The following is a 12,196-nucleotide window of genomic DNA, read 5'->3' as shown; positions in this document are numbered from 1 at the left end:
CCCTGGTCGGCCTCGGCTTCGCCTACGGGGTGCTGCACGCCGCCGGGCCCGGCCACGGCAAGGCGGTGATCGCCGGCTACCTGATGGCGGGCGAGCGGGCCCTGAAGCGCGGCTTCACCTTGAGCCTGCTCGCGGCCCTGCTGCAGGCCGTCGTCGCCCTGGCGCTGGTCTGCGGCGGCGCGGTGGTTCTGCGCCTGACCGCCGCCGGCCTGAACCAGGCCGGCACGGTGATCGAGACCGCGGGCTTCGCCTGCGTGGCCCTGCTCGGAGCGGTGGTGACCTGGCGCAAGGCCGGGCAGCTCGCGCGGCTGCTCACCCGCGAGGCCGGGCCGGCCTGCGGGCCGGGTTGCGGCCATGCGGGCCTCGCCGACGGGACGCGGGTCGAGCGGCTGGCGGGCTGGCGCGAGCAGGCCGGCGTCGTCTTCGCTGCCGGGACCCGGCCCTGCGCCGGCGCGGTGCTGGTGCTGGTCTTCGCCCTGTCGCAGGGCATCCTGTGGGCCGGTATCGCCGCCACCCTGGCGATGGCGCTCGGCACCGCCCTCACCACCGGGGTGCTGGCGGCGCTCGCCGTCTTCGCCAAGGCGCTCGCTCTCCGGCTCGCCGGCGGCCGCGGCCAGGGCGGGGCGATCGCGGTCGGCGCCCTCGAATTGTGGGCCGCCGCCTTCGTGCTGGTGCTCGGGGCCGGGCTGCTCTCGGGCTGGGCCGCCTCGGCGTTCTAAGCAGACTTGCGTTGGAACGTTAGATCAGGCCACCGCCGCGACCCGCGGGGCGCGCCGGCGCCGCGGGCTGGCCGCCGCGATGGCCGCGAAGGTGATCTCCTGCCGCTCGCGGGCCACGAAGGCGCCGGGCATGTCGGCCTGCATCTGCACCTCCAACTCGCGCAGCAGCGCGTCGGTGTGCTGGGGATAGAGATGCACGATGGCGAGCCGCCCGACATTGCCGGCCCGGCACAGCTCGACGCCCTTCTGCCAGGTCGAGTGGCCCCAGCCTCGGCAGGACGGGTACTCGCCCTGCGTGAACATGCCGTCGTAGATCACGAGGTCCGAGCCGCGCACGAAATCCAGCAGGGCCGGCTCGGGCCAGGGCTCCGAATGTTCGAGGTCGCTGATGTAGCAGACGGTGCGGCCGCCGTGGCGGAAGCGGTAGCCGGTGGCGCCCTGGGGATGCTCGAGCGGGATGGTGTCGACCACCGCGCCGTCGGGGAAGGTCAGGCTCTCGCCGGCCCGGAACCCGTGATGCACGAAGCGGGCGGGGAACATGTCGAGGGTGATCGGGAAGAGCGGCGGCGAGAACAGCCGGTCGAGGGGCTCGGCCGCGCTCGCCCCGTCGAGGTTGCCGCACCAGGTGTGGATCTCGCGCGAGGGATCGAGCACCGCCGGCTTCATGAACGGCAGGCCGCCGACATGGTCGAGGTGGAGGTGGCTCAGGAGCAGGTCGACCCGCTGGGGCAGCCGGTCGCGGTGATGGGCGCCGAACGCGTTGATGCCGGTGCCGGCATCGATCACGAACAGCCGCTCGCCGCAGCGGACCTCGACGCAGGGGGTATGCCCGCCGAATTCCACGAATTCCGGACCGGAGGCGCAGGTCGACCCCCTGACACCCCAGAACCGGAGCGTCAGGCCGGCTTCCATGAGAGGACCCCTCGTTGTCATGCCGGTGACCGTGATGGGGGATGTGAGGGTTGGATGTGCGATGACGCACATGGCGAATGCTCCGGCCGGACGGTCCGGCAAGACACTATGCAGGGCTGTGAACGAGAGATGTGCCTCACGAACGATGAGCGCAAGACGAAGGTTCCCCCGAGCGGCCTAATCTGTCGTTAAGCGGGTGTGCTCGCGCACCGGGCCTGTGGATGGTTGAGCATCCTGCCCGAGTGCGGCCGGACCGGAAAGACCCACCTCCGGAGCATGGGGATCGGTCCTCGGGGATTCGGGTCCCGCCTGCGGCTCTTGCGACGCGTCCCGCACCACCGTCGTGCGCTCGGCGCGCAGCACGAGGTCGAAGGGGGCGCCCAAGTCCGGCCGGCACTCGTCCGGCAGGCAGACCACCAGGCCGCGCCCGGCCCGGGCCGCCCGCAGCCGCTCGATCCCCGTCATGATCTCGGGCGCGCCGCGGTCGTCGAGGGCGAGGCCGACCACCAGGATGTCGGGCCGGCGCACCAGGCAGCGGGCGAGGTCGATCGCCAGCCGCTCGGAGGGCGTGAACCCGTCGCGCCCCGAGAGCCCGCTATCGGCCGCCCGCGGATCGACCTGGCTGGCGAGGCCGAAGCGGTAGACCGTCCGCTCCAACCCGCGCTCGCGCAGGACCGCCTGCATCAGGCTGCGCACCCGCGCGCCGGCCCCGGCCTCGGCCCCGGCGATCCGGCCGAACAGCAGGTTCTCCTCCAGGCTCGCCGCCGCGGTCACCCGGGCGGGGTCGTAGAACTCCACCGAGCCGCGGAGCGAGGCCGGCAGCAGGGCCGCAAAGGTGCGCCGGGCCGCGACCAGGCGTTCCTCCATCGCCTCGTCGATCAGGCCGAAGCGGTGCCGGGTCTCGCTGTAGCGCAGGCACAGGCCGATCAGCCGGGCCCGGTCGCGCTGGCCGGCGGGGCCGCGGCGCCAGCCGGACGCCTCGGGCTGGCGCGCCACCAGGTCTTCGAAGAAGCCGCGCTCCCGGGCCGGGAAGAGCGAGAAGGCGTCGAAGAGCGGGTGGTCGTCCGGCAGGTCGGAGAAGATCTCGACGGTGGCCCGGGCGATGGCCAGCCCCATCTCGGTCATCGGGCGGGTCAGGCCTTCGGCCTCCAGCACCGCCCGGGTGAAGGGATGGCCGGCGAGCCGCGCCTCCGAGAAGGCCGAGCCGACCGGTGCCCCGAACAGGATGTTCTCGCCCACCGTCGCCTGCCGGTTGTAGCGCGAGGGATCGAACGGCTCGATCAGGTGGGCGGCGTGATCCGCCGTCAGCGCGGCGCGCAGGGCGCCCCGGGTCTCCACGATGGCGGCGGCGGTGGCGGCGTCGAGCCGGCGCGGCAGCACGCTGGCCAGCCCCCGGCCATAGACCAGCCGGTCGAGCCCGGTGACCGACAGGGCCTCGACCAGCCGTTCCTCCAACTCGCCGGCGTTCGGCGCGCTCGCATCGGGGCTCGACCCGTCCGCGAAGGCGGGGTCGCCGTAGAGCAGGTTCTGCAGCAGCGTGCCGCTCATCAGCACCGGCTCGGCCCCCGCATAGGCGATACGCCGGGCCCGCTCCGCCGGATCGACCGAGCGCAGGTCGATGCCCGCATAGGTCACCGCCCCGGCGGTGGGTTCGAGCTGGCCGGCGATCAGCGCCGCCAGCACCCGGCCGCCGCTGCCGCGGTCGCCCAGGATCGCCACGTGGCTCGGCATCGGCACGGTGAGGTCGAGGCCGATCAGCCGCTCGCCGGAGGCCGGGTCGTAGGCCGCGACGTTCGAGAGCACGATGGGACCGCCATCGGGCAGCGGCGTCGATTGCTCGCGCAGCCGGCGCGGCGCCCGGGCCCGGGCTTCGAGCGAGGCGGTGGCGCGGGCGATCTCCCGGAAGGCCGGCAGCGCGGCGCGGCGGCGGCGGTTCTGGCGCAGGACGGCCGCGACCGCGCTCGACGCCACGGCCAGCGCACCGAGCACCGCCGACAGGCCGCCGGCGCTCACCGGGGCGGTGGGCGTGGGGCCCTGCCAGAGTGCGGCGGCGAGCACCAGCGTCGGCACCAGCACCGTGAGCGCCAGCGCCGGGGCGCGGGCGCGGGAGAGCTCGTCCTCGGTTGCCGTGAGCGCCCGGCGGGCCCGCTCGGCGACGTGGCCGAGGCGGGCATGCTCGAAGGCGGTGGTGCCGTGGGCCCGCACCGCCGGCAGGCGCCGCACCAGGTCGGTCAGGCCGCGCTCCAGGGCCGCGCCTTCCAGGCGGCGCTGGTCGTCCCGGCGTTCGGTGCGGGCGATCAGGAGCTGGCGCGCCAAAGCCGCCGCCACCAGGCTGATGCCCGCCACCGCGACGAGGCGAGGCGCCACCGCCGCCGCGACCGCCAGCGTCACCAGCACGGCGCCCGCCGCCAGGGCCGGGACCAGGATGCCGACGGCCAAGAGCCCGTCCGCGGCGCGGATCGCCGCCCCGACCTGCCCGGCGAGCGCCCGCGCGTCGTCGCGGGCGGCCGGCCCGGAGCGCAGGATCGCGTCCTCGGCCAGTTCCCGCAGGCGGCGCACCGCTTCGGCCTGTGCCGTCACGCAGAGCCGTGCCACCCCCCAGCCGAGGAGCGCGAGGCCTGAAGCGACGCCGATCAGGCAGCCCAAGGCCCACAGGGTCAGGGCGCTCTCGGGCAGCGGCCAGCCGGGCAGCAGCACCAGGCCGTGCCCGCCGAGCCGCTCCGGCAGCGGCACGATGAGGTGGAGGAAGTGGATCGGCCCCCGCCCCGGCTCGGCCAGGGCGAGCAATTCGTCGACGAGGTCGCGCAGGGCCAGCAGCCCGAGCCCGACCAGAGGGCCGCCGAGCCCGAGGGCGACCACGGCGGCGGCGGCGTGCCGGCGCTTGGCGCTGCGCCAGGCGAAGACGATCGGATCGCGGTCCATCAGAGCGGGCGACGGGACCGGGGGGAGGGGGCGCCAGAGAGAAGGGCGCCCGTGGGCAGCGCCGGTCCGGTGCGCGGGGGCAGGCCCGAGGGCCGTCTCGCGATGGTGACCATGGGCCTCCTCGATGCTCGCGCGAGGTATGGGACGGGCGGGCCGGAGCGGTCAAGCCGGGACGCGGACCCCCACGCTCCGCGCTTCGTCCGCCGCGGGAGCATCCTCGTCCGGCGCCGACGTGCGGGAGCACACCATCCGTGCGACTCGCGGGATTATTTCCCGAGCTTTGCTTGGGTGCGTGGTCGCACATCGCGAAAATTATTCTTGCGTCACTCTCGTCTTCATCGCCGGGCAGCAGATCTTGCGTCCGTTTATGCAGTCAATCGAGAGAGGGTGACGTGATGAAATCGATCATGGCTGCGACCATTCTGTCCTCCGCCCTCGTCCTGCCGGTCGTCGCGCAGGCCGAAGGCGGCGAGGGCAGCCGACAGGGCGCCGGCGGCGGATTCATGAGCAGCTACGTCGCAGACCCCTACCACGATCCCCGCTCGCAGGTGTCGCAGCGGGCCGGCACCGGTCAGATCCAGGGCCAGCCGATGGTCGCGGAGCGGGGCGGCGTCGCCGCGCGGGGAGGCCGCTGGGCCGTCGGCCGGTGAGCCGTCCCGCCTTCCCGCAGGGGGAGGCAGAGCATGGAATTCGCAAAGCCTCATGTCATCATCCAAGAAGGATCGTCCGTGGACAGCAGCATCATCCAGGGCATCTCCGCCTTCCGCGGCAGCGTCTTCCCCGGGCAGCAGCGGATGTATGAGCGCCTCGTTCGGGACGGACAGCAGCCGAAGGCGCTGATCATCGCCTGCGCGGATTCCCGGGTCGCGCCCGAGCACATCACCCAGGCCGGCCCCGGCGAGCTGTTCGTCTGCCGCAACGCCGGCAACATCGTGCCGCCCTTCTCGCAGATGAACGGCGGCGTCTCCTCGGCGATCGAGTACGCGGTGGTGGCGCTCGGCGTGCGCGACATCGTGGTCTGCGGCCACTCGGATTGCGGCGCCATGAAGGGGCTGATGCAGCCCGGGGCGCTGACGGACATGCCGAACGTCGCCGCATGGCTGCGCCACAGCCACGCCGCCGACCGCATCGTCTGCGAGGCCTACCCGGACGATATCGACCCGAAGGACCGCCTGCGGGCGCTCGCCCTCGAGAACGTGGTGGTGCAGCTTGCCCACCTGCGCACCCATCCGAGCGTGGCGGCGGCCCTGGCCAAGGGCCGGCTCTCCCTGCACGGCTGGTTCTTCGAGATCGAGACCGGCACGCTCCACGCCTATGACGGGACCCGTTTCGTGGCCCTGACCGACGACACCGCCCTGCCGGTGGCGGAGGTCTCCGTCCCCCGGCGGGCGGCTCCCGACGTGGCGGCGCCGATCGCGGCGGAGTGACACCGACGATCGGTGAAGGCGTGGGCGCGTCTGCGCTGCGCTGCGCCGCCACTCCATCAAGGCGTCGATCACCTCGATCACCGCCCGGATGTCGGGCGGTCGGGCGAAGCCGAGGTGATGGCCGAGCACGGTGTCCAGGATGCGCGGTTCGCCGTTCCCCTCCGTATCGAGGTGTACGACGGTCAGGCACTTGTCGTCGGAGCTGAGGCAGGTCCTTCGGCGAGGGGAGAATCCCGCCGGAGGATTGCCGTCCTGTTGCGGATGTCACGACGATCTCATACATTTTGTGGGCATCGACGACGTTGTATGAGATGTCGCAAAATGACCAAGGCCCATCCTCTGGGGTTCAGGGTTGAGTCACAGATCAAGGAAACTCTGGAGAAAGCCGCCAAGGAAGATCACCAGTCTGTCTCGCTCCTCCTCGAGACGATCTTGCCTGAAAGGCTGCGGGCCGAAGGGCTGCTTCAGACAAAGGCGTCCTCATGAGCGCGTCAGCCGTTCTGAAGCTCCAGAAGGCTGGGTTCACCACCGAGCAGGTCGAGGCGCTGGCCGACTTCATGGACACTCAGGCCGCCAGCAAAGCGGACCTGGACAACGCCGTCCACAAACTCGAACTCGGCAACGCCGCGCTCCGGAAGGACATGGACCTCGGCAACGCCGCGCTCCGGAAGGACATGGACTCCGGCCTGGCCTCGCTCCGGAAGGATCTGGACCTCGGCCTGGCCTCGCTCCGAAAGGATCTGGACCTCGGCCTGGCCTCGCTCCGGAAGGATCTGGACCTCGGCTTGGCCTCGCTCCGATCCGAGATTGCCGACGTGCGGGGCGAGCTTCGCCTGCTGGAGCAGCGGATAACCGTGAAGCTTGGCGGCATGCTCGTCGCGGCGGTCGGCGTCCTGATTGCCGCGATGCGCTACCTGCCGCCGGCGGGGCACTGAGCCGACCTGTGTCGGCAGGCCGAAGGCATGGAGCCGGGCCACGCATTCGCCGGGTCCCGCGGGCTGCAGACAATCCGAGCGTGTCTTCGCGCGGCCCCGCACTCACGGCATGGGTGACGCGGCAGTCCCTGCCGATTCGCGCTTCCGGGCGCGGGCGGAGGCGCTAGATACGGCGCCATGCGCCAAGCCCGGATCGTCCCCCTCGTCGTCGCGACGGCCCTGTTCATGGAGAACACGGACTCGACCGTGCTCGCGACGTCGCTGCCGGCGATCGCCGCGGATATGGGCGAGGACCCGATCGCCCTGAAGCTGGCGCTCACCTCCTACCTGGTCAGCCTGGCGATCTTCATCCCGATCAGCGGCTGGGCCGCCGACCGCTACGGCGCCCGCACGGTGTTCCGCTGGGCGCTCGCGGTGTTCATGGCCGGGTCGCTCGCCTGTGCGGCCTCGAACTCGCTGGGCTGGTTCGTCGCCGCCCGCTTCCTGCAGGGCATGGGCGGGGCGATGATGGTGCCGGTCGGGCGCCTCGTGCTGCTGCGCAGCGTGCCGAAGGGCGAGCTGGTCCAGGCGCTGGCCACCCTCACCATCCCGGCCCTCGTCGGCCCGGTGATCGGCCCGCCGCTCGGCGGCTTCATCACCACGGCGTTGCACTGGCGCTGGATCTTCTTCATCAACCTGCCGATCGGGCTTGCCGGCATCCTACTCGCCACCCGGTACTTCCAGGACATCAAGGAGGAGGCGCGCCCGCCCCTCGACCTCGTCGGCTTCGTCCTCTCGGGGACGGGGCTCGCGAGCCTGATGCTCGGGCTCGCGTCCAGCGGGCGCCACCTGCTGCCGGAGGCCGTGTCCTGGGCCTGCACCGGCGCCGGCATCGTCCTGTGCGGGCTCTATCTCGCCCATAGCCGCCGGGTCGCACACCCGGTGATCCGCCTCGACCTCCTGCGCTACCCGACCTTCCGGGCGGCGGTGCTCGGCGGCAGCCTGTTTCGCATCGGCACCGGCGCGATCCCCTTCCTGCTGCCGCTGATGCTGCAGCTCGGCTTCGGGCTCGACCCGCTGCAATCCGGCCTCATCACCTTCGCCGCCGCCGCCGGCGCGCTGTTCATGAAGACCATCGCCGCCCGCATCCTGCGCGCCTTCGGCTTCCGGGCGGTGCTGACCCTCAACGCGGTGGTCGCGGCGGTCCTCCTCGCGGTCAACGGCCTGTTCACGGCGGGCACGCCGCACGCCCTCATCGTCGCCGTGCTGCTGATCGGCGGCTGCTTCCGCTCACTGCAATTCACCGCCGTCAACGCCATCGCGTATGCCGATGTCGACCCGCGCGACATGAGCGCGGCGACGAGCCTCGCCAGCGTGGCGCAGCAGCTCTCCCTGAGCATCGGGGTCGCCTTCGGGGCCTTCGCGCTTCAGAGCGCTGCCGAGTGGCACGGCCGTACCGAGATCCGGGCGGAGGATTTCTGGCCCGCCTTCCTGGCGGTGGCGATCGTCTCCGGGCTCTCGACCCTGTCGTTCCGCCGCCTCGCCCCGGAGGCCGGCGCCGAGGTCTCGGGCCACCGCATCGTCCGGGTGAAGCCCGCCGCCGACGCCACGTGAGCGCAGGTCTCACCGCAAGCGACCTGAAGGAAGCCTGCGGCCACGCTTCAGCCGCCGTTCAGGGTGACGGTGGGATAACCGGGCCATCGAGCACGGACGAGACCAGGTCTTCGAGACCGTCCTCTCCTCACGGTGCCCGCGAACGCGTGTCTCACCCTTACGTCAATGGGGATCTGCCATGAAGCGCATCGCATCCATCTGCGTGGCCGCGGCGACCTTGGCGAGCGTGACCCTGGCCGGCGCCGCCCCGGCCGAGGCGCGCTGGCGGGCCGGGCCGGCCTTCGCCCTCGGGGCGGTCGGCGGCCTCGCCCTCGGCAGCGCGATCGCCGCCGGCGCGCGCCCGGCCTACGGTTACGGCTACGGCTATGCCCCCGGCCCGGCCTACGGCTACACGCCGGTTTATGGCAGGCCGGTCTATGGCGGACCGGCCTACGGCTACGCCCCAGCCTACGGCCCCGATTGCTACACCGTCCGCCGCCGGATGATCGACGAGTTCGGCGACGTCTATATCCGCCGCGTGCGCGTCTGCGACTGAGCCCGGGAGCCGGGATGACCGCGAGCCTGCTCGTCCGTCACATCCCGGCCTTCCCGGCTTCCGCCCTCGCGGATCTCGCCGCCGAGCCGCCCTGGGCCCTCACCGCGGCAGCGGGCGACGTCGTCCGCCGGCTCCTCGCCCGCCTGGGCGCGGACTTCACCGTCGCCGACGCGGTGGCGGTGCATCGCAGCGCCCGGATCGAGCCCGGCGCGGTGCTCAAGGGCCCGCTCATCGTCGGGCCGCGCTGCTTCGTCGGCCACGGCGCCACCTTGCGGGGCGGCGCCTGGCTGGAGGAGGCCTGCACGATCGGGCCGGGCGCGGAACTGAAGGCCTCGTTCCTGTTCGCCGGAACGGCGCTCGCCCACTTCAACTTCGTCGGCGAGAGCGTGCTGGGCCGCGGGGTGAACCTCGAGGCCGGGGCGGTCATCGCCAATCACCGCAACGAATGGCCCGGCGCCACGGTGGCGTTCCGCCATGACGGCGCGACGATCGAGACGGGGTGTCCCAAGTTCGGCGCCCTCGTCGGGGACCGGGCGCGGCTCGGGGCCAACGCGGTGGTGGCGCCGGGCGCGATTCTCTCCCCCGGCACGGTGGTGCCGCGCCTCGGGCTGGTCGATCAGGGCGTTTCGCCGGACCTCAGATGAATTCGTGAACCGGTACCGGCTCGCCGATGCCCCGCAGGGACCGCAGCTCGACCCGGGCCTCGACCCCGTTCTCGGCGAGGTGGCGCGCGGCTTCGGCATGGCGCAGGACCGACTCGGTGGCGAAGATGCCGCCCGCGCTGGCGAGCTGCTGCACCCGTGCCGCGACGTTCACGGTCTGCCCGAAATAGTCCTGGCGGTCGTTGAGGCTCACCGCCAGGCAGGGCCCCTCGTGCAGACCGATCTTGAGCACGAGGTCGTCGGCGCCGCGCTCGGCGTTCAAGGCCTGCATCGCCGCCCGCATGCGGAGCGCAGCCGCCACCGCCCGGTGCGGACCTATGAAGGTCGCCATCACGGCATCGCCGATCGTCTTGACCACCGCCCCGCCCTCGGCGGCGACGATCTCGTGCAGGATCCGGAAATGCGCCCGCACCAGGTCGTAGGCGACGAGGTCGCCGACCCGGGCGTAGAGCTCGGTCGAGCCCTTCAGGTCGGTGAACAGGAAGGTCAGGCTCAGGATCTTGAGCCGCTGGTCGATGGCGAGCGTGTCGGTGCGGTAGAGATCGCGGAAGGTCTGGTTGCTGAGCAGGCGCTTGGCGGTGAGGAAGGGCCGCCGCCCGCCGATCAGCGCCTCGAGATCGGGCCCGAGGCGCAGCGCCGTCGGCAGCACCCGCCCGGTGCTGCGGTTGTCGAGGGAAAGGCGCAACGGCCCGGGGCGGAACGTGGCGCTTCCGGCACTCGTCCTGGCGCCGTCGAAGACCAGGGCGAGGTCCTGGCGCTCGCTCGTCGGCTCGCCCGCGACCGTGACGACATGGGCGGCGTGGGTGACGGGATCGACCACGACCAGCGGCTCGGACCCGAGCGACAGCGCCAGGATCATCCGCTCGCCGGGCTTCAGCTCGACCGCTTCGACGAGGGCCCGTTGCGCCAGGGCATCGAAATCCTCGGGTTCCGGGAAGGCGACGCCGGAGCCGAAGAAGACCTGGCGCTGGTAGTCCCACAGCCCGAGCCCGTCGGGATCGTGGGCGGCGATGCGCCGGACCCGCGGGCTCACCGTGAAGGTCACCTCGACCGTGTCGTCGAGGACCGGCTCGCTGTCGAGGGCGCAGAAGGCGCAGTGATAGTCCTGCCGCACGCCGTGCAGGCTCGCCGGCGCTTCGAGCACGCCGCTGCAACTCGGGCACAGCACGTTCCAGGCCAGTTCGAGAAGGCCGAGCCGCGCGCCGTGCAGGAGCGCGGCGATCACCGGTTCCTCGTCGAGCCCGGCCTGCCCGGCGAGGTGCACGGCGTTGATCCGTGCCAGGTCCGCGTCCGACCCGTGCCGGAGCAGCCGCTCCACCGCCCGGGCGGCCTCGGGCTCGGCCGTCCGGTGGAGTGCGGCGAGGAGGGCGTCGCTCTCGTCCATGAGGGAAGCTTAGACCTGGGGGAGGGCGGCGGCAACGCGGTGCCGGGGACCGCCGGTCTTTCGGGACCGGGCGCATCGTCCCTCTCCCAAGCGGCAGAAGGATCCCGCGAACCCCCGTGACCGATGTGCATCAATGGGACAGCGTGTCGCTCCGACCTGTCGCCCGGATCACAGGGCGCCCCGGCGCAGGTCGGTGAGGACGGCGGAGAGGTGGGAGAGGAAGCGCGCCGCCGCGGCGCCGTCCACCGCCCGGTGGTCCCAGGACAGGCTGAGCGGCAGGATCAGCCGTGGCTGGAAGGTGGTGCCGTCCCAGACCGGCTCGATGCGCGAGCGTGCGGCGCCGAGGATCGCCACCTCGGGGGCGTTGATGATCGGCGTGAAGCCGTCGCCGCCGATGCCGCCGAGCGACGAGACCGAGAACCCGCCGCCCTGCATCGCCGAGGGCGGCAGCGTGCCGGCCCGGGCCTGCTCGGCCAGCTCTCCCATCTCCTGGGCGATCTCGACGAGGCCCTTGCGGTCGCAGTCCCGCACCACCGGCACCAAGAGGCCCCGCGGCGTGTCGACCGCGAAGCCGACATGGACGTAGTCCTTCAGGATCAGGCTGTCGCCGTCGAGCGCCGCGTTGAAGCGCGGATAGGCCCGGAGCGCCGCCGCGGCGGCCTTGATCAGGATCGCCACCATCGTGAACTTGTGGGCGCCCGGACGGGCGGCGCCGTTCAGCTCGCGGCGCAGGGCCTCGGTCTCGGTGACGTCGGCATGGTCGAAATTGGTGACGTGGGGAATCGTCAGCCAGTTGCGGGTGAGCGCCTGGCCGGAGATCTGCTGGATGCGCGACAGCGGGTCCCGCCGCACCGGGCCGAACTTGCCGTGATCGACCTGCGGCCAGGCCGGCAGCCCGGCACCGATCCCGGAGGACGGGGCGTGCGCGGGCGACGGCAGCGTGGCCGGAATGGGGGAGGGGGCCGTCATCTGGCCGCGGACGAAGGCCAGCACGTCCTCGCGCAGGATGCGCCCCTGCGGGCCGGTGCCGGGGATGCCCGCGAGATCGACGCCGAGCTCGCGGGCATAGGCGCGCACGGAGGGGGTGGCGTGGGCCTCGGGCGAGGC

The 12,196-nt window shown here is 72.5% G+C and carries 12 protein-coding genes; 8 read left to right on the top strand and 4 right to left on the bottom strand.

Annotated features, from left to right (window positions below; translation table 11 throughout):
- The coding region (locus VQ03_RS08120; protein ID WP_048450377.1) for a nickel/cobalt transporter at positions 1-719 on the top strand (719 nt) is incomplete at its 5' end.
- Positions 720-743: 24 nt separating this feature from the next.
- On the opposite strand, the gene VQ03_RS08115 is transcribed toward VQ03_RS08120, so the two are convergent.
- Positions 744-1,652, bottom strand: coding sequence for an MBL fold metallo-hydrolase (locus VQ03_RS08115; protein ID WP_048450379.1), 909 nt, complete (start codon positions 1,650-1,652; stop codon positions 744-746).
- A gap of 156 nt (positions 1,653-1,808) precedes the next feature.
- Positions 1,809-4,553: an ATP-binding cassette domain-containing protein gene (locus VQ03_RS08110; protein ID WP_083467845.1), complete on the bottom strand. Its 2,745-nt coding sequence runs from the start codon at positions 4,551-4,553 to the stop codon at positions 1,809-1,811.
- Between the two features lie 407 nt (positions 4,554-4,960).
- On the opposite strand from VQ03_RS08110, the gene VQ03_RS08105 reads away from it, so the two are divergent.
- The 7 genes from VQ03_RS08105 to VQ03_RS08080 all read left to right on the top strand — a co-directional run bounded on the left by VQ03_RS08105 (position 4,961) and on the right by VQ03_RS08080 (position 9,687).
- Positions 4,961-5,203, top strand: coding sequence for a hypothetical protein (locus VQ03_RS08105; RefSeq protein ID WP_157064014.1), 243 nt, complete (start codon positions 4,961-4,963; stop codon positions 5,201-5,203).
- A 33-nt stretch (positions 5,204-5,236) separates the two neighbouring features.
- Complete coding sequence (locus VQ03_RS08100; protein WP_048450375.1) at positions 5,237-5,980, top strand: carbonic anhydrase; 744 nt, start codon at positions 5,237-5,239, stop codon at positions 5,978-5,980.
- 321 nt (positions 5,981-6,301) lie between these two features.
- A complete protein-coding gene (locus VQ03_RS32850) occupies positions 6,302-6,466 on the top strand; it encodes a hypothetical protein (RefSeq protein ID WP_157064013.1) in 165 nt (54 codons plus the stop codon).
- On the top strand, positions 6,463-6,915 hold the full coding sequence (locus tag VQ03_RS08095) for a CCDC90 family protein (protein ID WP_048450374.1): 453 nt from the start codon (positions 6,463-6,465) through the stop codon (positions 6,913-6,915). Before VQ03_RS32850 ends, VQ03_RS08095 begins: the two co-directional genes overlap by 4 nt.
- 177 nt (positions 6,916-7,092) lie before the next feature.
- Positions 7,093-8,508 (top strand): DHA2 family efflux MFS transporter permease subunit, encoded by a 1,416-nt coding sequence (locus tag VQ03_RS08090; RefSeq protein WP_048450373.1) that lies wholly within the window; start codon positions 7,093-7,095, stop codon positions 8,506-8,508.
- A gap of 178 nt (positions 8,509-8,686) precedes the next feature.
- Complete coding sequence (locus VQ03_RS08085; protein ID WP_048450372.1) at positions 8,687-9,043, top strand: hypothetical protein; 357 nt, start codon at positions 8,687-8,689, stop codon at positions 9,041-9,043.
- Between the two features lie 14 nt (positions 9,044-9,057).
- The gene (locus VQ03_RS08080; protein WP_048450371.1) at positions 9,058-9,687 is read left to right on the top strand and encodes an LbetaH domain-containing protein; all 630 of its coding nucleotides are present in this window, start codon (positions 9,058-9,060) and stop codon (positions 9,685-9,687) included.
- Here VQ03_RS08080 and VQ03_RS08075 read toward each other — a convergent pair.
- Positions 9,680-11,089 (bottom strand): adenylate/guanylate cyclase domain-containing protein, encoded by a 1,410-nt coding sequence (locus VQ03_RS08075; RefSeq protein WP_048450370.1) that lies wholly within the window; start codon positions 11,087-11,089, stop codon positions 9,680-9,682. The two genes, VQ03_RS08080 and VQ03_RS08075, sit on opposite strands and share 8 nt — an antisense overlap.
- Positions 11,090-11,257: 168 nt before the next feature.
- Positions 11,258-12,196 (bottom strand): 2-oxo acid dehydrogenase subunit E2 (locus tag VQ03_RS08070; protein WP_048450369.1); only part of this gene is annotated, 939 nt, incomplete at its 5' end.

Origin of the sequence: Methylobacterium tarhaniae (genome assembly GCF_001043955.1) — a bacterium.
GTDB lineage: Bacteria > Pseudomonadota > Alphaproteobacteria > Rhizobiales > Beijerinckiaceae > Methylobacterium > Methylobacterium tarhaniae.
This window is presented reverse-complemented; position numbering and strand designations above follow the sequence as displayed.

Excerpts from the sequence above, each read along its gene's own strand:
- VQ03_RS08095 (WP_048450374.1), top strand. The coding sequence starts at position 6,463 with ATGAGCGCGTCAGCCGTTCTGAAGCTCCAGAAGGCTGGGTTCACCACC.
- VQ03_RS08085 (WP_048450372.1), top strand. The coding sequence starts at position 8,687 with ATGAAGCGCATCGCATCCATCTGCGTGGCCGCGGCGACCTTGGCGAGC.
- VQ03_RS08105 (WP_157064014.1), top strand. The coding sequence starts at position 4,961 with ATGGCTGCGACCATTCTGTCCTCCGCCCTCGTCCTGCCGGTCGTCGCG.
- VQ03_RS08080 (WP_048450371.1), top strand. The coding sequence starts at position 9,058 with ATGACCGCGAGCCTGCTCGTCCGTCACATCCCGGCCTTCCCGGCTTCC.
- VQ03_RS08115 (WP_048450379.1), bottom strand. The coding sequence starts at position 1,652 with ATGACAACGAGGGGTCCTCTCATGGAAGCCGGCCTGACGCTCCGGTTC.
- VQ03_RS08110 (WP_083467845.1), bottom strand. The coding sequence starts at position 4,553 with ATGGACCGCGATCCGATCGTCTTCGCCTGGCGCAGCGCCAAGCGCCGG.
- VQ03_RS08100 (WP_048450375.1), top strand. The coding sequence starts at position 5,237 with ATGGAATTCGCAAAGCCTCATGTCATCATCCAAGAAGGATCGTCCGTG.
- VQ03_RS32850 (WP_157064013.1), top strand. The coding sequence starts at position 6,302 with ATGACCAAGGCCCATCCTCTGGGGTTCAGGGTTGAGTCACAGATCAAG.
- VQ03_RS08075 (WP_048450370.1), bottom strand. The coding sequence starts at position 11,089 with ATGGACGAGAGCGACGCCCTCCTCGCCGCACTCCACCGGACGGCCGAG.
- VQ03_RS08090 (WP_048450373.1), top strand. The coding sequence starts at position 7,093 with ATGCGCCAAGCCCGGATCGTCCCCCTCGTCGTCGCGACGGCCCTGTTC.